This is a genomic window from Kineosporiaceae bacterium, assembly GCA_016713225.1.
Classification (GTDB): domain Bacteria; phylum Actinomycetota; class Actinomycetes; order Actinomycetales; family Kineosporiaceae; genus JADJPO01.
On sequence record JADJPO010000002.1, the window covers coordinates 716,259 to 736,163 of the forward strand.

General features: G+C 71.2%; 20 protein-coding genes. 10 read left to right on the plus strand and 10 right to left on the minus strand.

Annotation, left to right across the window (positions count from 1 at the left end):
• Positions 1-67 precede the first annotated feature (67 nt).
• The gene (locus IPK24_09200; GenBank protein ID MBK8075725.1) at positions 68-2,287 is read left to right on the plus strand and encodes a right-handed parallel beta-helix repeat-containing protein; all 2,220 of its coding nucleotides are present in this window, start codon (positions 68-70) and stop codon (positions 2,285-2,287) included.
• Between the two features lie 29 nt (positions 2,288-2,316).
• Here the strand turns inward: IPK24_09200 and IPK24_09205 are convergent, their stop codons facing one another.
• Together IPK24_09205 and IPK24_09210 are read right to left on the minus strand one after the other, a co-directional pair.
• Complete coding sequence (locus IPK24_09205) at positions 2,317-3,420, minus strand: hypothetical protein (protein MBK8075726.1); 1,104 nt, start codon at positions 3,418-3,420, stop codon at positions 2,317-2,319.
• A 24-nt stretch (positions 3,421-3,444) separates the two neighbouring features.
• Positions 3,445-3,645, minus strand: coding sequence for a hypothetical protein (locus IPK24_09210; protein MBK8075727.1), 201 nt, complete (start codon positions 3,643-3,645; stop codon positions 3,445-3,447).
• Between the two features lie 121 nt (positions 3,646-3,766).
• On the opposite strand from IPK24_09210, the gene IPK24_09215 reads away from it, so the two are divergent.
• Positions 3,767-5,221 (plus strand): lipopolysaccharide biosynthesis protein, encoded by a 1,455-nt coding sequence (locus IPK24_09215; GenBank protein ID MBK8075728.1) that lies wholly within the window; start codon positions 3,767-3,769, stop codon positions 5,219-5,221.
• A 173-nt stretch (positions 5,222-5,394) separates the two neighbouring features.
• On the opposite strand, the gene IPK24_09220 is transcribed toward IPK24_09215, so the two are convergent.
• From IPK24_09220 to IPK24_09255, 8 genes are all read right to left on the minus strand, one after another.
• Complete coding sequence (locus IPK24_09220; protein MBK8075729.1) at positions 5,395-6,033, minus strand: polysaccharide deacetylase family protein; 639 nt, start codon at positions 6,031-6,033, stop codon at positions 5,395-5,397.
• Between the two features lie 89 nt (positions 6,034-6,122).
• Positions 6,123-7,103, minus strand: a complete 981-nt coding sequence (locus IPK24_09225; protein MBK8075730.1) for a glycosyltransferase — start codon at positions 7,101-7,103, stop codon at positions 6,123-6,125.
• On the minus strand, positions 7,103-7,519 hold the full coding sequence (locus IPK24_09230; GenBank protein ID MBK8075731.1) for an adenylyltransferase/cytidyltransferase family protein: 417 nt from the start codon (positions 7,517-7,519) through the stop codon (positions 7,103-7,105). Before IPK24_09230 ends, IPK24_09225 begins: the two co-directional genes overlap by 1 nt.
• 77 nt (positions 7,520-7,596) lie before the next feature.
• On the minus strand, positions 7,597-8,136 hold the full coding sequence (locus IPK24_09235) for an adenylyltransferase/cytidyltransferase family protein (GenBank protein ID MBK8075732.1): 540 nt from the start codon (positions 8,134-8,136) through the stop codon (positions 7,597-7,599).
• Positions 8,137-8,182: 46 nt separating this feature from the next.
• On the minus strand, positions 8,183-9,319 hold the full coding sequence (disA, locus tag IPK24_09240; protein MBK8075733.1) for a DNA integrity scanning protein DisA: 1,137 nt from the start codon (positions 9,317-9,319) through the stop codon (positions 8,183-8,185).
• A 99-nt stretch (positions 9,320-9,418) separates the two neighbouring features.
• Positions 9,419-10,795, minus strand: coding sequence for a DNA repair protein RadA (gene radA, locus IPK24_09245; protein ID MBK8075734.1), 1,377 nt, complete (start codon positions 10,793-10,795; stop codon positions 9,419-9,421).
• A gap of 48 nt (positions 10,796-10,843) precedes the next feature.
• Complete coding sequence (locus tag IPK24_09250; GenBank protein ID MBK8075735.1) at positions 10,844-11,431, minus strand: class I SAM-dependent methyltransferase; 588 nt, start codon at positions 11,429-11,431, stop codon at positions 10,844-10,846.
• A gap of 107 nt (positions 11,432-11,538) precedes the next feature.
• Positions 11,539-12,396, minus strand: coding sequence for a hypothetical protein (locus IPK24_09255; protein ID MBK8075736.1), 858 nt, complete (start codon positions 12,394-12,396; stop codon positions 11,539-11,541).
• Between the two features lie 94 nt (positions 12,397-12,490).
• Here IPK24_09255 and IPK24_09260 point away from each other — a divergent pair, with 94 nt between their 5' ends.
• From IPK24_09260 to IPK24_09295, 8 genes are all read left to right on the plus strand, one after another.
• On the plus strand, positions 12,491-13,342 hold the full coding sequence (locus IPK24_09260) for a sugar phosphate isomerase/epimerase (GenBank protein ID MBK8075737.1): 852 nt from the start codon (positions 12,491-12,493) through the stop codon (positions 13,340-13,342).
• Between the two features lie 40 nt (positions 13,343-13,382).
• Complete coding sequence (locus IPK24_09265; protein MBK8075738.1) at positions 13,383-14,012, plus strand: TetR family transcriptional regulator; 630 nt, start codon at positions 13,383-13,385, stop codon at positions 14,010-14,012.
• Between the two features lie 40 nt (positions 14,013-14,052).
• Positions 14,053-14,874 carry an ABC transporter ATP-binding protein gene (locus tag IPK24_09270; GenBank protein MBK8075739.1) on the plus strand — a complete coding sequence of 274 codons (822 nt, stop codon included), beginning with the start codon at positions 14,053-14,055 and terminating at the stop codon, positions 14,872-14,874.
• Positions 14,871-15,605, plus strand: a complete 735-nt coding sequence (locus IPK24_09275; GenBank protein MBK8075740.1) for an ABC transporter permease — start codon at positions 14,871-14,873, stop codon at positions 15,603-15,605. The genes IPK24_09270 and IPK24_09275 overlap by 4 nt, the downstream gene beginning before the upstream one ends.
• A 167-nt stretch (positions 15,606-15,772) precedes the next feature.
• On the plus strand, positions 15,773-16,708 hold the full coding sequence (locus IPK24_09280; protein MBK8075741.1) for a proline dehydrogenase family protein: 936 nt from the start codon (positions 15,773-15,775) through the stop codon (positions 16,706-16,708).
• A 99-nt stretch (positions 16,709-16,807) separates the two neighbouring features.
• Positions 16,808-17,665 (plus strand): pyrroline-5-carboxylate reductase, encoded by an 858-nt coding sequence (gene proC / locus IPK24_09285; protein MBK8075742.1) that lies wholly within the window; start codon positions 16,808-16,810, stop codon positions 17,663-17,665.
• Positions 17,647-18,426 carry a clan AA aspartic protease gene (locus IPK24_09290; GenBank protein ID MBK8075743.1) on the plus strand — a complete coding sequence of 260 codons (780 nt, stop codon included), beginning with the start codon at positions 17,647-17,649 and terminating at the stop codon, positions 18,424-18,426. Before proC ends, IPK24_09290 begins: the two co-directional genes overlap by 19 nt.
• 309 nt (positions 18,427-18,735) lie before the next feature.
• Positions 18,736-19,851, plus strand: a complete 1,116-nt coding sequence (locus tag IPK24_09295) for an acetoin utilization protein AcuC (protein MBK8075744.1) — start codon at positions 18,736-18,738, stop codon at positions 19,849-19,851.
• Positions 19,852-19,905: the final 54 nt, after the last annotated feature.

Below are 19,905 nucleotides of genomic sequence, written 5' to 3' on the forward strand. Positions count from 1 at the left end.
GTCACAGGGTGGCCGCAGGGGTGATCACAGAGCAGCCGCGGAGCGGCCCGAGAACGAGAACGAGGGCGTGAGGCGCGGCGTGGAGGGTGACGACACCGGGACGACGGCGCGCCACGGGGCCAACCGACCTCGTCGTCGCCTTGTCGCGGCGGTGATCGGCGCCCTTCTGGTGGCGGTGGCTGGCCTCGTGCTGGCCTCGACCCTGCTGTCCCGCGGGACCAGCGACACCGCGGCGGTCGCGGTGTCGTTGGAGCCGGGCCGGTCGAGCCTGACCTCGATCGAGACCGGGTTCTCCGACGGCGGCGTGGCGGCCACCTACCGGCTGCGGGGGACGCCGCGGGGCGGCAATGTCTACCTCGGGGTCGAACTGCGTCAGGGTGCGAAGGGCCTGTACCGCACCAAGGCCGTGATCACTCCGCAGGGCGCCGTCGGCCTCGAGGTGAGCAAGGTGATCGACGGTCGGGAGGTCGCCCTGGGGCAGGCCTCGGTGCCGCTGTGGGTGCCGAGCGAGGGTGCCACCAACCTGCGCGTGCAGGGTGAGGTCTTCGGCGCCGCCGCGACGACCCTTCGAGTGCGGATCTGGCCCGAGGGGGGCACGGCACCGGACTGGCAGCTGACCGGGGTCGACTCCTCCTCGCCGGTCGTCGGCACCGGATCGAGTCGGGCCTGGGCCTACCTGTCGTCGTCGGCGACCCACGAGATGGACCTGCAGCTCGCCGCACTCGCGGCCCTGCCTGCCGCCGCCGTCCCGGTGGCCCCGCCGTCCCCTGCCGGTCTGCCCGCGGACGGCGACCTCGGCTCCGGGCGGTTGGCCGGCGGCACCGGCGCCGCCCCGCTGGACGCCGCCCTGGCCGCGGGTGGTGCGGTACTGCCGACCCGCTACTCGGTACCCGACGGCGCCATCGTCGTGTCGCCGACGGGGGACGACGCCGCCGCCGGGACCGTGCAGGCGCCGTTGGCCTCACTCAGCGCGGCGCTGGCCCGGGTACCGGCCGGCGGCACCGTGGTGCTGCGGGGCGGGACCTATCGGCAGAGTGCGGGATCGGTGAACACGCCGCTCACCCTGCAGGCCTACCCCGGCGAGATCCCGGTGCTGAGCGGCGCCGACGTGGTGAGCGATTGGACCGCCGAGGGTGGCCACTGGCGCACCACCTCATGGCGATCGCCGTTCGGGCAGAACGACTTCCGCGCGCAGGAGGTACCGGCCGGCTCGGCGGCCGGCAAGGTCGAGCAGGCCTATCGTGATGGGTCCGCGCTGCAGCAGGTGCTCGCCCGCGGCGAGCTGGTGCCGGGCACCTTCTGGGTGAACCCGTCCTCGCGGGCGCTCTACGTCGCCGACGACCCGCGTGGCGCCGTCCTCGAGCTCAGCAGTCGCACCCGGGGTCTGACCCTGGACGCCGCGGCTGCCGGGTCGGTCATCCGCGGTGTGCGGTTCACGCGCTACGCCGCACCCCACCTGGACGACGGCGCCGAGCTGTACGTGTCGGCCCCCCGCACCACGATCGAGGACTCCCAGTTCGACCACAGCTCGGGGGCCGGTCTGAAGCTCGCGGCCAGCGACGTCGTCGTGCAGCGCACCACCATCTCGGACAACGCGGCCGAGGGCCTGCAGGGCAACCGGATCCACCGGGCAGTGATCCGACGGAACCAGTTCCTGCGCAACAACACCGACCGCTTCACGGTCGAGGGGTGCGGCGACTCGTGCACCATCGCCGGGTTCAAGGCAGCCCACACCGACGACCTCACCGTGGCCGACAACGCCTTCGTCGCCAACGCGGGCAACGGCTTCTGGTGCGACCTGGGCTGTACCGACGTGGTCGTCACTCGGAATGCGATCTCCGGGGGCTTCGACGGCATCTTCTACGAGGTGTCCTCCCGGGGGCGCATTGTCGGGAACTACGTCGAGAAGGCGCACAAGGGCATTCGGGTGTCGGGGTCCGATGCGGTGATCGTCTCCGGAAACGTCTTGGTGGACAATCAGTCCCAGCTGGCCGTCTACGACGATCGGCGGTCGGCGTCCAGCGATGGCTATGCCGCGGCGCTGGGGCTCAGCTGGGACACCCGAGGCCTCCAGGTGATCGACAATGTGCTGCGAGGTGGCCCCCGTACCCAGCGGTGGCTGGACTCCTACGCCACCAACCAGATCGCCTCGCCGCAGATGTTCGGCGCGGTCTCGGGCAACACCCTCACCGGGACTCAGGCGTTCGTCTGGTGCAGCGCCGACCGGCAGTGCCGCAGCTACGCCTCGCTGACCGACTGGACGGCGCTGTCCGGGCTGGGGTTCTGAGCGTTCGCGCCCTCCGAGCCGGATGGCGATCAGCCGTTGAGCAGAACTCCCGCCAGCGGTGCCGGACGCCGATGCAGGGTGACCAGGGTGTCCATCAGCTCGGTGTACGCGGGCTCGGGAACGTCGGCGACCAGGAACATGCCGTCGATCGCCTCGGTGAGGGCGAGCCAGTCGGCGGTGCTGGTCATGCTCGCCAGATTGAGCACCACCATCGAGTAGGCCGTACGCAGCTCGGGGAGCAACCGATCGGTGGTGAGCCGGTCGAGCAGGTCCGACGGGTCGGGCGATGCGGAACCCGACGGCAGTTGATCCGCCCGGACGGCGCCGCCGGGGATCACGACCTGGCGCCAGTCCACGGTGCCGGCGATGACGTCCGACAGCCCCGAGACCTCGTTGGTCACCGGGTCCGTCAGCCGACGCAGCGCGATGTCGGCATCGACCAGGATCGTGCGCACGCCGTCGTGGGTCAGCAGGTCCGCCACCTCGCCTGCCACCTGCCGGGACGCCTGCGAGGACGGCGAGACGAAGGCGATGACCTGGAAGTCGTTGTCCTCGATGATGACGCGCAGACCTGCGTAGACGTGCGTCATCGCGAGGTCGGCGGGCGCCTCTCGGCGCCGGCTGAGCCGCCCGGTGCGCGCCGCCCCCTGCTGGGGCAGCCACCCCATGACCGGCACCGACACCGCGCGCTGAAGGTCGCGCGGCGAACGGACGCGTGGTGCGAAGTGTTCGATCGCGATGCAGGTGACCATGCCACCGAGCGTGCCCAGCACCAGCGCCACCAAGAGGTTGAGCCCGGTGCGGGGGATCGCGGGTTGGGTCGGCACCTCGGCGCCGGCCACCGAGTAGACCCGCAGCGGTGAGTAGCTGCCCGTCACCCGGGGATTCAGTGCCGCGACCGATTGGGACAGTTCGCGCGCGACGGCGTCGGCGAGATCGGCGGCGGCACGGCCGGTCAGGGCTCGGGCCTCGACCTCGACGATCAGGGTGTCCGTGCGCGCCGAGGCGGAGATGTCGCCGGCCAGCTCCTCGGGTGTGGTCTGCAGCCCCAGCCGGGTGATCACCGGTGTCAGGATGCGCGACTCGGTCGCGATCAGGGCGTGCGATCCGACGATGTCCTGGGCATAGCGCAAGTTCGGCAGCAGGCTGTAGGGCGCCTAGGCCGGTGGTGGTGCCAAGTAGATCACCGCGGTGGCCGAGTACTTCGGCGTCGTGGTCAGGGCGAGCAGCCCGGTCACAGCCATGGCCAGCAACGGCACCGCCACCAGAACTCCCCATCGGGAGCGCAGAATCGCCAGGTAGTCGGTGATGCTGTCCGGTCGGCGCGCCTGCCCGGTGATGAGCCCGAAGCGTCGCACCCACCGATCGTGACACGCTCGGTGTGGCAGCGTCCAAAGAATGCCCCGGCTTGCCGCGGGCGCAGGCTGGTGAATCGCCGTCGAGGTCATCGCCACCCCGGCTGCCTCGTAAGCTCGAGGCGTGGCCACCCTCGGCGATACCGCAGCGCGTGGCGCCGGAGTCGTTCTCGGTACCCAACTCGCCCGGGTCGGCCTGCAGTTCGCCTCGATGGTGGTGCTGGCCCGGCTGCTGACCCCGGAGGACTTCGGTCTGGTGGCGATGGTCACCGCGGTGATCGGCATCGCCGAGATGATCAAGGACTTCGGGCTGTCCACCGCGGCAGTGCAGGCCCAGGACCTGACGGACGGCGAGCGCACCAACCTGTTCTGGGCCAACCTGGGCCTGGGCACCGCCGCCGGACTCGCTGCCGCTGCCGCCGGACCTCTGATCGTCGCCGGGTACCACGAGCCCCGGCTGGGGCCGATCGTGTGGGCGCTGTCCGGGGTGTTCGTGATCAGTGGTGCCAATACCCAGTACCGCTCGGACCTGATGCGCCGGATGCGCTATCGCCAGCTGGCCACCTCGGACATCGTGTCCCAGCTCGTGGCCATCCTGGTTGCCGCCGCGCTGGCGGTGGGCGGCGCCGGCCTCTGGGCACTGGTGGCCCAACAGATCACCCTGGCGGTGGTCGCGCTGGTGATGAACGTGATCAGCGTGCGCTGGCTGCCCTCGTGGCCGCACCGCGACGTGCCGTTGCGGCGCTTCTTCCGCTTCGGCGGTGGCGTGCTCGGCACCCATCTGCTGGCCTACCTGATGCGCAGCGTGGCGGCGATGGCCATCGGGGCGCGGCTCGGCGCGACGTCCCTGGGCTACTACAACCGGGCGTACCAGCTGCTGATGACGCCCTTGCAGCAGATCGACGCCCCGATGACCGCCGTCGTCTTGCCCACGCTGTCGCGCGTCGCGGACGACGAGGAGGCCTTTCCGCGGTACGTCGCCCGGGTGCAACTGCTGGCGTGCTACGGCACGGGAGTGCTGCTGGCGGTCGCGGCCGGGCTCGCCACCCCGCTGACCCTGGTGATGTTCGGCGAGCGCTGGCTGCCGGTCGCGCCGGTGTTCGCCGTCCTGGCGATGGGCGGGGTGTTCCGCACCCTGGGAACCGTCTCCTACTGGATCTTCCTGGCGAAGGGCCTCACCGGGCCGCAGCTGCGCCAGGACATGCTGGCGCGCCCCGTGATGATCGTGATCATGCTGGCGGGGCTGCCGTGGGGTCTGATCGGCGTGGCCTACGGCCACCTGGTGGCGTTCTTCCTCTATTGGGTGGTGGCCTACCTCAATGTCGGACGGCGCACCGGGGTCGCCGTCCGGCCGCTGTTCGTCACCGCGTCCCGCGCCGTCCTGCTGGTGAGTGCTCCCGCCGGGGTGGCGGCGGCTGCGGTCACCAGACGACTCGAGCTGTCCGCGCTGATCGAGTTGGTTCTCGGTGGGCTCGCCGGGCTGGCCGTGATCGCGGCGGTGGCGGCGCTGGTGCGGCCGGTGCGGCGTGACCTGGTCGGGGTGCTGGCCGTGGGCCGCCGGGCGCTGCGCCGCGGCTGACGTCTGGCGACCCACCCCCCCGCCGAACCTTCCCCACCCGGTGATCATGTAATTCGTGCACAAAACGCCCGTGATCATGCAATTGATGCACAAATCACAAACGTGCACGGATTGCATGATCACCACGGGTTTGTGCACGAATTACATGATCACCGGGTTAGGGCTGTGGGGGGTCAGAGCTGTTTGACGGAGAACACGGCGGCCCGGACGGCGCGCCCGCCGTGCAGCGCCTCACCCAGTGACCGGCCGCGCAGGCCTGCCTCGTGGTAACGGTCCAGGACCTCGCCGAGCAGCCCGGCTCGATCGGCCAGCGCGGGCGGGCCGTCGTCGGCGGCGTCCTCGAGCCCGGCGAACCCGTCGTGGGCCAGCAGGATGCCCCCGGGGCGCGCCCCGGCCAGGGCCTTCGCCAGACGTTCCTCGTGGCGGGCCTCGCGCCAGTCCCAGGTGGTCGCCGTCCACATCACGGGCATCAGCCCGGCGCGGCGGGTGGCGAGCCAGGTCAGCGGGGTCTGGCTGCCGTAGGGCGGCCGGAACCAGCGCACCCGCACGCCGGCGAGTTGTTCGAGCTCACGGCGGGCCGCCACGGTGCGTTCGCGCGCCGCGGCGAATCCGAACTCGGTCAGCGGCCGGTGGTCCGGCCCGTGCAGCGCCACCTCATGACCGGCCGCCACCATCGCGCGCAGCAGATCGGGGTGTCGGCGCGCCCGGGTCAGCAGGACGAAGAACGTGGCCGTGGCGTCGTGTGCGGCCAGCACCTCGAGCACCTGTGGGGTCTGGTCGGGGTCCGGGCCGTCGTCCAGGGTCAGCACCATGTCGGGTGAGGTGGTGGCCACGATCGAGCCGATCACGGCGGCGCGGCGCCGCAGCCAGGTCTTGGCGGACGCGACCGCGGCCGGCGCGCTCACCGGACCGCCTCGGGGGCACGCTCGTACTCGCGCACCACGTGACCGAGGGCACCGGCGGTCAGGCCTGCCCCGCGGGAGGCCACCCGGAGCCCGCGGGCCTGGTGGTGGGGCGAGCGCAGCACGAACCCGATCGCGGCCCGTGCGCCGCCCACCACGACCCGGACGATCCCGCCGGCCGCACAACTCACCCGGCCGGCCAGGGCCTGTCGGGTCGAGCCCGCCATCGCCCGGCGGACCAGAGCGGCGGTGTTGCCGTGGCTCCAGGCCCGGGCCAGCACCCAGCGCGGGGTCATCCGGTCGGTGGGGACGAGGTCGACCACGGCGGCCTGCTCGCACCACACGATCCGCCCCCCGGCCGCGGTGAGCTGGGTGGTGAACAGGGTGTCCTCACCTCCGGTCAGTCCGAATCGCGGGTCGAAGCGCAGGCCGTGAGCGCGGACGGCGTCCAGGTCGAGCAGCAGGTTGCCGGCCGGGGCGGCAGCCACCACGGTGCCTGTGGTCAGCGAGCGGCGGGTGAAGAAGCCACCCGCCCGGATCCAGCGGCTCGGTTCGCTCTCGTACTCCTCCAGCACGCGGCCGGCCACGGCCTCGGCCCCGGTGTCGGCCCAGGTCGACACCAATCCGGCCAGCCATCCTGCGGCGGGGCGGCCGTCGTCGTCCATGAAGGCGACCAGGCGCTGGTCCGGTGACTCGGCCAGGGCCCGGTTGCGCACCGCGGTCAGCCCCGGGGTGGGTTCGTGGCAGTAGACGACGGGGCAGCCGAGCGCGGCCTCGCCGGAGGCTGCGAGCGTGGCCACCACCTCGCGAGCCCCGCCCTGCGGGTCGTTGTCGATGATCAGCACCCGGACGACGTAGCGCCCGTCCGCGCCGAGCTCGCCGCCCTGCGCCCGCAGCAGTGGGATCAGCTCCGTCAGGTGTTCGTTGCGCCGGAAGGTCGCGATGGCGACCGTGACCCGGATCGGCTCGCGCGCCGGGATCACGTCGGCTTGCCCTCGCGCTGTTGGGTGCGCAGCACCGTGGTGGACACATGCCCGGTGTAGGGCAGGTAGACCACGCGGACGCCACGCTCGGCGAACTGCTGCTCCAGGGCGGTCCACTTGGTCGAGCCCACCCAGTCGCTGCCCTTGAAGATCACGTCGAATCGCACGCGCTCCCAGGTGGCGAGCTTGTCGGTGGTCCATTCCATCGAGGCCTCGTCGACCACGTCGAGGTTGGCCACGATCTCGAGCCGCTCGTCCTGCGGGACGACGGGCAGCCGGCCCTTTTGCGCCACGGCCACCTCGTCGCTGACCACGCCCGCGATCAGGTAGTCGCACTCCATACGAGCTCGGCGCAGCAGGTTCAGGTGCCCGATGTGGAACAGGTCATAGGCGCCGGGGGCGTACCCGACCAGCTCGGTGCGGCCGCTGGCGTGGTAGCGGCGCACCTGCCCTGAGGTGATCGGGGGTCGCAGGCCCCGCAGGTCGCGGTTCACTCGGCCACCAGGTCGGCCAGGCCACGCTCGAGCAGCTCGCCCGGGCGGGCGTAGGTGGCGGGCAGGAACTCGAGCCGCACCCCCACCTCGGCCAGTTCGGTCTCGACGACCTGCCACTGCGGGGAGTGCGCGAGGTTGTCCCCGACGAACACCACGTCGAAGGCGAAGGTGCGCCAGGCGGCCACCTTGTCCATGCTCAGCTGCGGCAGGACGTGGTCGACGCAGCGCATGCTCTGCACGATGGCGAGCCGCTCGAGCAACGGGACCACCGGCGGGTGGCCCTTGGTCTCGAGGGCGAGCTCGTCGGTGGTGACCCCGACGACGAGGTAGTCACATCGTGCGCGGGCCTGCTGCAACAGATGGAGGTGTCCCATGTGGAACATGTCGAACACGCCTGCTGTGTAGCCGATCACTCCACGTCGACGTGGCTCCGGAAGGGGGGCCTGGGATGTCACACATTCGATGCTAAGTGGGCCGGTGATCGCGCGATGGCTCTTCTGCGCAGGAGCTGTGTCACGGACCGTGATTTCACTCATCCGGCCGGGGTGCTGGGCCGGTCGGATGAACCGGTCGACGAACCGGTCAGACGAACCGGTCGACCATGATCAGATCGTGGGCGCGGAACAGGCCCTCGCGCACGGTACGCGCCCGCTGCTCGCCGACCCCTTCGACGGCCATCAGTTCATCGAGGCTGGCGGCGAGCAGCTTCTGCAGGTCACCGAAGTGCTCCACCAAGCGTTCGATGATCGTTCCGGGGATGCGGGGCACCTTGTTCAGCAGGCGGTAGCCCTTGGGGTGCACGGGAATGTCGAGGCTGTCCGGGGTGGTCGCGAAACCGAGCACCCCGGCCACCTGCACCAGGTCGACCAGTTCGGCGGAGGAGATGGCGGCCAGATCATCGAGCACCTCGAACATCGACCGTTCCGGCCCGGCGGCGTCCAGGTAGTCACGGATCACCAGCTCGCGGTCGGGGCTGACCCCGCCGATCAGGTCGTCGAGCTGCAGCGACAGCAACCGGCCATCGACGCCCAGCTCGACCACGTAGTGCGCGATCTCCTCCGAGATCCGGCGCACCATCTCGAGCCGCTGGACGACGATCGCGACGTCGCGCACCGTGACGGCGGACTCGATCTCTTGTTGGGACAGCACCCCGGTCACCTCGTCGAGGCGGGCCTTGTACCGCTCGAGGGTGGCCAGGGCCTGATTCGCCTTGGCGAGGATGGCGTCCGAGCCCTCGAGCACGTAGCGCAGCCCCCCGACGTACAGGGCGACGATGCGCATCGACTGGCTCACCGAGATGACGGGGAACCCGGTCTGCTTGGCCACGCGCTCGGCGGTGCGGTGCCGGGTGCCCGACTCGGAGGTCTCGATCGCCGAGTCCGGCACCAGCTGTACCGCGGCGCGGGTGATCCGCCGGGCCTCGGCGTCGGTGACGATCGCGCCGTCCATCTTGGCCAGCTCGCGCAGCCGGGTGGCCGAGAACCGGACGTCGAGCGCGAACCCCCCGGTGCACAGGCTCTCGACCACGTAGTCGTGGCCCAGCACGATCAGGGCGCCGGTGCGGCCACGCAGGATGCGCTCCAGGCCGTCACGCAGTTCGGTCCCCGGGGCGACGGCGGCCAGCGTCGCCCGCAGCAGCTCCTCGGCGGAGCGCTCACCAAGCACTGCGGGCTCCCAGGCGGTGTGGACGACGTGTGGACGACGGGATGTTGCGGGCATTCTACTGAGCGGGGCGTTCTTGTCTCGGCGTGATCACTGCGCCCCGGCCGAACGCCTGAAAGTCGTCACCGGGAGTTCGTTCGGCCGTCGTCACCTGGATCACTCCCCGCCCATCAGACCCGTGGCATTCAGCGCAGCCAGCACGTCGGGCACCTCGTGCACGGTCATGCCCTCGGGCGCCGTGTCGTCGGTTCCGGCGGGCACGACGGCCCGGGTGAACCCGAGTCGGCCCGCCTCGCTCAGACGTCGGCCCACCCCGCTCACCCGGCGGACCTCGCCGGCCAACCCGACCTCGCCGATGACGACGGTGTCGGGAGGCAGGGGACGTTCGTAGGCGCAACTGGCGACCGACAGGGCGACCGCCAGGTCGGCGGCCGGTTCGCCCAGCCGGACCCCGCCCACCGTCGAGACATAGACGTCGCGCCCGGACAGGGTCACCGCGAACCGTCGCTCGAGTACGGCCAGCGCCATGGCCACCCGGGAGGAGTCCAATCCCGAGGTGGCTCGGCGGGGGTTGCTCAGCGCACTGGCCGACACCAGGGCCTGCACCTCGGCGATCAGCGGTCGCCGTCCCTCGAGGGTGACGGTGACGGCGGTGCCGGGTACCGACTCGGCATGTCGGGACAGGAACAGCCCACTGGGGTCGGTCAGTCCCTGGATGCCGGTGTCGGTCAGGTCGAAACAGCCGACCTCGTCGGTGGCGCCGTACCGATTCTTGGTCGAGCGCAGCAGCCGCAATCGAGAGTGCCGCTCGCCTTCGAACTGGCACACGACGTCCACCAGGTGTTCGAGCGCCCGCGGCCCGGCGATGGCCCCGTCCTTGGTCACGTGCCCGACCAACACGGTCGCCATACCCCGGGTCTTGGCCACCCGGATCAGGCTGGCGGCGACCTCCCGCACCTGCGCCACCCCGCCCGCCGCGCTGTCGATCGCCTCGCTGGCCACCGTCTGCACCGAGTCGAGCACCAGCAGATCCGGACCCACCGCCTCGATCTGCCCCAGCACGGCGCCCAGGTCGGTCTCGGCGGCCAGCAACAGCCGCGGCCGCAGAGCCCCGATCCGCTCGGCCCGCAGCCTGACCTGGGCGGCCGATTCCTCACCGGTGACATAGAGCACCGTGCGCGCCGAGGACGCCGCCCGGCTCGCGACGTCCAGCAACAGGGTCGACTTGCCCACCCCGGGTTCACCCGCCAGGAGCACCACCGAACCGCCGACCAATCCACCGCCGAGCACCCGGTCGAGTTCCTCGACGCCGGTGGGCCAGGACGCCGCGGGCGTGGCCTCGATCTCGGCGATGGGCCGGGCGGGGGCGGTGACCGCGCGGACGGCGGTCTGCCCCGCCGGGGGCGCGCCGAGTTCGCTCACGGTGCCCCAGGTCTGGCACTCGCCACACCGACCGGCCCACTTCACCGAGGTCCAGCCGCACTCGGTGCAGCGGAACTGAGGGTTCTTGGTCGAGCGCGTCGGCGAGGTCATGGTCGGCACGCTAGACGCCACCCCCGACAACCCACCGGGGGCGGGTGGTCAGAACCGCCTCCAGAACAGGTTCACGGCGTAGTCGACCTCGCAGCCGGGGTGCTCGGCGAGGATCGCCTCGGCCAGGTCGGCGGTGAACTCGATGCGCACCACGGCCTCGAAGTCGGCCCGGGTGGCCATCGCCCACCGGATGTCCAGGCTCTGCCGCTCCCAGCCGTTCATGGCCCAGAATCGTTGCACCGCAACAGGATCGTGCTCGGGCAGGAAGCGCCGGAACCAGGATCCGAAGGTCGACCTGGACGCGTCGTTGTCGATCACGAACGCCACCCCACCCCGCCGGACGACGCGAGCCAGCTCGCGCATCCCGGGCTCGCAACCGGGCGCGAAGAAGTAGGCCCACCGGGCGTGCGCGACGTCCACCGAGGCATCGGCCACCGGCAACGCCTGGGCGGTGCCCGCGCGCACGCTGACCCGGGTCTGCCCCTGGCAGCGCCGCCGTGCCAACTCCAGGAGCGGTGGATGCGGCTCGACGCCGATCACCGAGCGGGCGGTGGCGGCGAACCGCGGCAGGTGGAAGCCGGTGCCGCAGCCGACGTCCAGGACGTCCGCGCCGTCCCAGTCGCGGATCGTGCGCATCGCCGCCTCGATCACCCCGTCCGGATCGCAGCTGCGGTTCTCGACCTCGTAGACCGCCGGGGAGTACCAGATGTTCGGACTCGGCCGGACCTCCGCCGCCACGCTGGTTACCCCTTGCCACCCTCGGACGCCGCGACCCGGCTGGCCGGGTGCAGCACCAGGGTGCGGGCGCGCCGGCTGGCCATGACCTGTTCGCAGTGGGTCACCAGCACGTCGTAGGCCTTCTGGCCGATCAGGGCCACGATCTCGCCTCGCAGCGTCAGGTACACCGGGCGGTCGTCGACGTGGGCCGCCGGGCTGCCCGTGCAGTACCAGTCCAGGTCGAGCCCGCCGGCCCCCCAGCCACCGCGGTCGTACTCGGCGAGGGTGATCTCGAGATAGCTGGAGCCGTCCGGCCGCTCGACGGTGCGGTAGGAGCGGCGCAACGGCAACTGCCAGCACACGTCCGGCTTGAGCTCGAGCGGATCCACCCCCTCCTCCAGGGCCAGCCGGTGCAGCGCGCAGCCGGCGCCGTCGGCGAACGTGCCCGGGGCGAAGCCGGGGCGGTTGAGGAAGATGCAGGCGCCGTCCACCACCCGAGTGGTGCGGGTGCCGGACTCGTCGCGGTCGGTCCAGCCCTCGTCGTCCCCGAGGGACTTGTGCTGCCACTGCTTCGCGGTGAGGCGTTTGACGGCCTTCGACACCCGCACCCGATCGTTCTTGTCGGCGAAGTGGGCGCCCAGGGTGCAGCAGCCGTCGGTGGGGCGGTCGGCGTAGATGCCGTGGCAGCCACGGCCGTAGATACAGGTCCACGCCGAGGTCAGGAAGGTCAGGTCGCAGCGGTAGATCTGTTCGGTCTGTGCGGGCTCGGACCGTGATGACGGGTCGAGTTCGCCCACCGGTCCGCTCGGGTCGGGGAACTCCACCCAGAAGCGGGTCGGATTCAACGGGGTCTCACCGGCCGGTGGCCGGTTCGGCTTCGCCATCAGGACAGGGTAGGGGACGGCGCCACGCCCGGCGTCCGGGCTCGCCAACCCCGCCTGGCGGTGACGTTCGGTTCAGGTCAGTAACCTGGAGGCCATGACTCGCGGGTACGACCCCACCCACTCCACCGCGTCGCGGGCGGACGCCGTCCGGACGCCGACCCAGGTGGCGCTCTCGTCCGCCTCGGTGTACCCGGAGGGTTGTGCCGATGCCTTCGCCCTGGCGGCCGAACTCGGCTACGACGGGGTCGAGGTGATGGTGTGGACCGATGCGGTGAGCCAGAACCCCACGGCGCTGCGCCGCCTGGCCGAGTATCACGACGTCCCCGTGCTGGCCGTACATGCCCCCACTCTGCTGGTGACCCAACGGGTTTGGGGCCGCGAGCCGTGGACCAAGGTCGAGATGGCGTGCGAACTGGCGCGCGAGGTGGGGGCGTCGACCGTCGTGGTGCACCCACCGTTCCGGTGGCAGCGCGAGTACGCGGCGGCCTTCGTCGAGGGCGTTCAGGAGGTGTCGGACCGGTCCGGGGTGCGCATCGCCGTGGAGAACATGTACCCGTGGCGGGCCGGACAACGCGAGATGCTCGCCTATTCGCCCGGCTGGGACCCGGTGGGTCTGCCCTATCCCGATGTGACGCTCGACCTGTCCCACGCCGCCACCGCCGGCCAGGACGGGCTCGAGATGGCCGAGGCGTTGGGTGACCGGCTGGCGCACCTGCACCTGGCCGACGGACTGGGCTCGGCCAAGGACGAGCACCTGGTGCCGGGCCGGGGCGGCCAGCCGTGCGGCGCCGTCCTGGAATCGCTCGCCGCGCGCGGCTGGAGCGGCACGGTGGTGGTCGAGGTGAACACCCGGCGCTGTCGCACCCGGGTCGAGCGCGAGGCCGACCTGGCCGAGTCGTTGGCCTTCGCCCGCCGGCACCTGGCCGGGGCGCTGAGCCCGACGTGAGCCCTGAGCCCGACGTGAGCCCGACATGAGTGGGCCCGAGATGAGCGGGCCCGACGTCAGCGAGGTCGCACCTCGCCGCCGCGGGCGTCGTCCGGCCGGGCACGACACCCGGGGGGCGATCCTGACGGCTGCTCGGGCGGAATTCGCCGCGCGGGGCTATGACGGTGCCACCATGCGCGGCATCGCTCGAGCGGCCGGGGTGGACCCGCGGCTGGTGCACCACTACTTCGACAGTCGTGAAGTGCTGTTCGTCGAGGCACTCGAGCTGCCCGACGTCCCCGCCCGGCTCATCGCGCGCGTGATCGACGGCCCCCGGGCGGACATCGGCGCCCGGCTGGTACGCCAGTTCTTCGGGATCTGGGATCAGGGTGACCGCCGTCAGACCATCACCGGGCTGCTCAGCGTGGCGACCTCGAGCGCCGACAGCGCGGCGATGTTCCGGCAGTTCCTGACCGAGGCGGTGTTGCGCCGGCTGGCCGCGGCCTGCGATGCCGAGGACCCGGAGCTGCGGGCCACCCTGGTGGCCGGCCAGATGCTCGGTGCCGCCATGCTGCGCTACGCGCTGGCCATCGAGCCGATCGCCTCGGCGGATGTCGAGGATCTCGTCGCCTTGTTGGCCCCCACCATTCAGGGGTATCTCACCGGCGAGGTCCCGGCGCGCGGGGCGTGATGCCCTTGCCCGGTGCAGACCTCGGGGCTACTTTCGCCGCATGATGAAAAGTGACGGGGGTGACCCGGCCATTCGCATCGCCGGGCTGCGCGTCGTCCGGGGCAAACGCACCGTGATCGAGGACCTGACCCTCGACATCCCGGCCGGACAGGTGGTCGGTCTGCTCGGCCCCAGCGGCTGCGGCAAGACCACGCTGATGCGTGCCCTGGTCGGCGTCCAGCAGATCGCCGGCGGCACGGTCGAGGTGCTCGGCCTGCCGGCCGGGACGGCGCCACTGCGGCATCGGGTCGGCTATGTGACGCAGGACCCGAGTGTCTACGCCGACCTGACCATCGCCGAGAACCTGCGCTATTTCGCTGCCGTCGTCGGCACACCTCGTAGCGGGCTGGGCGCCGAGGTCGCCCGGGTGCTCGACCTGGTCGACCTGGCCGATCACGCCGATTCGACCGTCCAGAACCTGTCCGGCGGGCAGGCCTCGCGGGTCTCGCTCGCGGCCGCCCTGGTGGGCACCCCCGAGCTGCTCGTGCTCGACGAGCCCACCGTCGGTCTCGACCCGGTGCTGCGCCGCGACCTGTGGGCGATCTTCCGGCGGCTCGCCGACAGCGGCGTCACGCTGTTGGTGTCGAGCCACGTGATGGACGAGGCGGTGCGCTGTGACCGGTTGTTGCTCATGCGCGCCGGTCGGATGCTGGCCGACGACACCCTGGACGGCGTGCTGGCCGCCACTGGTGCCCCGGACGTCGAGCAGGCCTTCCTCGCCCTGGTCGACCGGGCCGTCGATGCCGCGGACGCCGCCGGGGAACCTGCTCGAGGCCGCCATGCCGCCGATGGTGCGGCAGAGGTTGCGGAGGAGTCCCGATGAAGCCGTCGCTGACCATGGCCACCGCCGCCCGGGTGTTGCGTCAGTTGCGCCACGACCACCGCACCATGGGGTTGCTGATCGTCGCACCCTGCGTGCTGATGGGCCTGCTGGCCTGGATCTACCAGAACACCCCGGTGTTCGATCGGATCGGGGCGCCCTTGCTCGGCATGTTCCCGTTCCTGGTGATGTTCCTGGTGACCAGCATCGCCACGTTGCGCGAGCGGCAGTCGGGCACGTTGGAGCGGTTGCTGGCGATGCCGCTGGGCAAGGCGGATCTGCTGGCCGGGTACGCGCTGGCCTTCGGCCTGGTGGCCACCGTGCAGGCGATCATCGTCGGCTCGTTCGCGATCTTCGCCCTCGGGTTGGACGTCGCCGGGCACGCCTGGCTGCTGCTGATCGTGGCCGTGGTCGACTGCCTGCTGGGGACGGCGTTGGGGCTGTTCCTGTCGGCCTTCGCGGCCACCGAGTTCCAGGCGGTGCAGTTCCTGCCGGCCTTCGTGCTGCCGCAGTTCTTGTTGTGTGGGCTGTTGGTGCCGCGCGAGATGCTGCCCGACGTGCTGCGCTACGCCTCGGACGTGTTGCCGCTGTCGTACGCGGTGGACGCCATGCGGACGATCACGGTGGATGCGAACGGTACCTCCGAGGTGCTGGGGGACATCGGCATCGTGATGGGCTTCGTGGTGGTGCTGATCTCGCTCGGCGCGGCCACGCTGCGCCGCCGCACCCCGTGACTCGACCGGTCCGCTGCCGTCCCACCCACCCGCGGTGATCAGGCAATTCGGGCACGCCGGCGGACAACTCGCGGATCCCGCCCGGTGTCACGTCCCGGCGTGCTCTAGCCTTCACCTCGGGACTCGGGCGGGCGCTCGGATCCGCGAGGAGGGCCGCGATCGTGGATGTGTTGCGTGGTGCGCTGCTCCAGGCGGCGCAGAGCCGGCAGGTGCGCGAGTTGGTCGAGACGACTCCGGTGTCGCGGTCGGTGGTGCGCCGTTATGTGCCGGGAACCGAGGCCGCCGATGCGGTGAATGCCTGTCACGACCTGGTCGGCCAGGGGTTGAACACCACCCTGGACCACCTCGGTGAGGACACCGTCGACATCGCCGCGGCGCGCGCCGTCCGGGATGCCTACCGGGTGGTGCTCGAGGCGCTCTCGGACGCCGGGCTCACCGAGGGTGGGCGCTGCGAGGTCTCGGTGAAGCTGTCGGCGATCGGGCAGGCACTCGGTTCCGACGGCGAGAAGATCGCGCTCGAGCACGCTCACGAGATCTGCGCGGCGGCGGCTGCCGCGGGTACCACGGTGACCCTCGACATGGAGGACCACACCACCGTCGACTCGACGCTGTCGATCCTGCGCGAGCTGCGCCGTGACTACCCCTGGGTGGGCGCGGTGCTGCAGGCCTACCTCTACCGCACCGAAGGTGACTGTGTGGACCTGGCCCACGCCGGGTCGCGGGTGCGGTTGTGCAAGGGCGCCTACGCCGAGCCCGAGTCGGTGGCCTACGCCAGCAAGAAGGACGTCGACCTGGCCTACGTGCGGTGCGCTCGTACCCTGATGGCCGGCGCAGGCTACCCGATGCTGGCCACCCACGACCCGCGACTGATCGACATCGGCAATGCGCTCGCCGTCCAGAACAAGCGGCAGCAGGGGACGTACGAGTTCCAGATGCTCTACGGCATCCGCCCCGAGGAGCAGCGGCGGCTGGCCTCGGACGGCGAGACGATGCGGGTGTACGTGCCGTACGGCACCGACTGGTACGGCTATTTCATGCGGCGGCTGGCGGAGCGTCCGGCGAACGTGTCGTTCTTCCTGCGCTCGCTGTTGACCAAGAGCTGATGTGAACTGACCAGCACGAACCAGCACGAACCAGCAGGGACCAGCACTGGTAAGCACTGGTAAGCATTGACGAGATCTGTTCGGGTAGAGGGGTTTTCGATGGGCGAGCAGATCGCCATCCTGGGTGCCGGCGTGATGGGTGAGACCCTGCTGTCGGGGCTGCTGCGTGCCGGCTGGACCGCGGACGACGTGGTCATCACCGAACGCCGCGCCGACCGGGCCACCGAACTCGGTGAGCGCTACGGGGTTCGGGTGAGTGAGAACGTCGAGGCGGCCGCCGCAGCCGACACCGTCGTGCTGGTGGTCAAACCCCAGGACATCGCCTCGCTGCTGGAGGAGATCGCCGGGGCTCTGCGGCCGGGCACGCTGGTGGTGTGCATCGCGGCGGGCATCTCGACCTCGTTCGTCGAGCAACGGTTGCCCGAGGGTACGGCGGTGGTGCGGGTGATGCCGAACACGCCGGCCATGGTCGATCAGGGCATGGCGGCGATGTCGCCCGGAAAGTACTGCGACACAGCGCATCTGGACCGCGCCCGGGCGATGCTCGAGGCCACCGGCAAGGTGCTGCAGGTCGCCGAGTACCACCAGGACGCGATCACCGCGATCAGTGGCTCGGGGCCGGCGTACATCTTCTACGTGGTCGAGGCGATGATCGAGGCCGGCGTCCTGCTGGGGCTGCCGCGCTCGACGTCCACCGAACTGGTGGTGCAGACCCTCTACGGCGCGGCGACCATGCTCAAGGAGACCGGCGAGCACCCGACCGTGCTGCGCGAGCAGGTGTCGAGTCCGGCCGGGACGACGATGGCCGCCTTGCGTCAGCTCGACGACCACAAGGTGCGGGCGGCATTCCTGACCGCCATGGAGGCCGCGCGCGACCGGTCGCGGGAGTTGTCCTCCGGTTCGGCCGCCGGAGCGCGAGCCGGAACGGGTGATCGCCGATGCACGTCGTCCCACTGATCATCGAACCCGATCCGGACGACGCCGACTGTGCCCTGCCCTGGGTGGACGTCACGATCGCCGGGCGGGTGCAGCGGTGGGTGCTCGACACCGGCGCGGCCCGCAGTCAGCTGCCCAACGACCTCCTCGCGGCGAGCTGGCCTGTGGTGGGTGACCTGTCGTCGTCCGGGGTGTTCGGCGTGGCGTCCCGTCGGCTGGTGCGGGTGCCCGACCTGGTGCTGGGGCCGTTACGCGTGGCCGCGCTGAACGTCACCGTCGCCGGCCCCGGCGGCGAGGGTCTGCTCGGCATGGACGTGCTCGCCTCGTGCCGGTTCGCGGTGCGCCTCGGGGCCGCAGAGCTGGTGCTGGACGCCGACCCGCCGAGCGCCGGCACCCTGCCTCTGGTGGTGGACGCCGCCGCGCACCTCTATGTGACCATCGCCTGGCCGGGGGTGAGTGGGCAGGCCTGTTGGGACAGCGGCTCGGCCATGACCCTGGTCGACGTGGCCTTTCACGCCGCGCACCCCGAGCTGTTCGTGCCGGCGGGGAGCTCGTCGGGTGAGGACGCCACCGGGCAGCGGCAAGAGGTGCCCACCGCCGTGATGCACGGGGCCAGTGTGGGTGGCCTGAGGCTGGCGGCGCATCGGGTGGCCCTGGTGGACCTGTCTGCGGTGACCTCGACGTCCGGACTCGCGACCGACCTGCTGCTGGGCTACCCCACCCTTCGCCAGGCCGAGTGGTGGTTCGACGTGCCCGGACGGCGCTGGGCCGTCCACGCCTGACGTCAGCCAGAGGTTTGTGTGGTCGAAGTCGGCGCATACGCCCAGTTCCACCACACACAATCGCCCGCCATGCCGCATCCCTGAGGCACCGCTGTGATCTCCACGGAGAGTAGCGATGACCGGTGAATCACCGACGAAACGCTCATCTCGGACGAGCGCGACGTGACGTCACGCTCGCTGGATGAGCGCAACGTGACGTTGCGCTCAACAGCGCGGAGCGGGGTGGGCCAGTAGGTTTGGCGCGTGGATGCGGTTCGGGTGATCTGGGACGAGTCGTTTGCGGCGTATGACTTCGGCGCGGGGCACCCGATGGCGCCGGTCCGGCTGCTGCTGACCTCGATGTTGGCGCGTGAGCTCGGGTTGTTCGACCAGCCCGGCGTGCACGTGGTCGGCGCCGAGCCGGCGAGCGACGAGGTGTTGTACTCGGTGCACACGCCCGAGTTCGTGGCGGCGGTCAAGGCCGCCTCGGTCGACCCGGCGGCGACCGACCTCCACGCCGGCCTGGGTACGGCCGACGTGCCGGTGTTCCCGGACATGCACGAGGCGAGCGCCCGCATCGTCGCGGCCTCGCGGGACGTGGCGCTGGCGGTGTGGAACGGCGAGGCCGCCCACGGGGTCAACTTCACCGGGGGCATGCACCACGCCATGACCGCTCACGCCAGCGGATTCTGCGTCTACAACGACGTGGCCGTCGCCATCCAGGCCCTGTTGGACGCCGGTGCCCGCCGGGTGGCCTATGTCGACATCGACGTCCACCACGGCGACGGCGTCGAGAAGATCTTCTGGGACGAACCCCGGGTGCTGACCATCTCGCTGCACGAGACCGGCCAGGTGCTCTTCCCGGGAACCGGGTACGCCAACGACATCGGCGGCCCCCGTGCCGAGGGCGAGGCGGTCAACGTCGCCTTCCCACCCGGCACCGGGGACGCCGCGTGGTTGCGCGCGTTCCACGCCGTCGTCCCGCCGCTGTTGCGGTCGTTCAAACCCGACGTCCTGGTCACCCAGCACGGCTGCGACTCGCACGTGCTCGACCCACTGGCCCACATGGCGCTGTCCCTGGACTGTCAGCGTGCCTCCTACGAGGCGCTGCACGACCTGGCGCACGAGGTCTCGGCGGGTCGGTGGGTGGCGCTCGGCGGCGGCGGCTACGAGGTGGTGGACGTCGTCCCGCGGGCCTGGTCACACCTGATCGGGATCGCGGCGCACGCCCCGGTCGACCCCGAGACGGCCATCCCTCCCGGGTGGCGGGACTACGTCATGGAACGCTTCGCCCGGCATGCGCCGCCCCGCATGACGGACGGCGCCGAGGTGCACTACCGCTCGTGGGCGATGGGCCACGACCCGGGCGATGCGGTCGATCGCTCGGTGATGGCGACCCGCCGGGCGGTCTTCCCACTGCGTGGGCTCGATCCCTGGTTCGACTGACGAAGATCACACCGGCGGTGTGCGCCGAACCGGTTCCGGTCGACGGCTGCCCAG

Coding starts and splice junctions, on each gene's coding strand:
- disA (MBK8075733.1), bottom strand. CDS start 9,319: ATGCCCGCAACATCCCGTCGTCCACACGTCGTCCACACCGCCTGGGAG.
- IPK24_09275 (MBK8075740.1), top strand. CDS start 14,871: ATGAAGCCGTCGCTGACCATGGCCACCGCCGCCCGGGTGTTGCGTCAG.
- IPK24_09235 (MBK8075732.1), bottom strand. CDS start 8,136: ATGAGTGAAATCACGGTCCGTGACACAGCTCCTGCGCAGAAGAGCCAT.
- IPK24_09250 (MBK8075735.1), bottom strand. CDS start 11,431: ATGCGCACGATCCGCGACTGGGACGGCGCGGACGTCCTGGACGTCGGC.
- IPK24_09255 (MBK8075736.1), bottom strand. CDS start 12,396: ATGGCGAAGCCGAACCGGCCACCGGCCGGTGAGACCCCGTTGAATCCG.
- IPK24_09270 (MBK8075739.1), top strand. CDS start 14,053: ATGATGAAAAGTGACGGGGGTGACCCGGCCATTCGCATCGCCGGGCTG.
- IPK24_09220 (MBK8075729.1), bottom strand. CDS start 6,033: ATGGTGCTGACCCTGGACGACGGCCCGGACCCCGACCAGACCCCACAG.
- IPK24_09265 (MBK8075738.1), top strand. CDS start 13,383: ATGAGCGGGCCCGACGTCAGCGAGGTCGCACCTCGCCGCCGCGGGCGT.
- IPK24_09290 (MBK8075743.1), top strand. CDS start 17,647: ATGCACGTCGTCCCACTGATCATCGAACCCGATCCGGACGACGCCGAC.
- proC (MBK8075742.1), top strand. CDS start 16,808: ATGGGCGAGCAGATCGCCATCCTGGGTGCCGGCGTGATGGGTGAGACC.
- radA (MBK8075734.1), bottom strand. CDS start 10,795: ATGACCTCGCCGACGCGCTCGACCAAGAACCCTCAGTTCCGCTGCACC.
- IPK24_09295 (MBK8075744.1), top strand. CDS start 18,736: ATGGCGCCGGTCCGGCTGCTGCTGACCTCGATGTTGGCGCGTGAGCTC.
- IPK24_09260 (MBK8075737.1), top strand. CDS start 12,491: ATGACTCGCGGGTACGACCCCACCCACTCCACCGCGTCGCGGGCGGAC.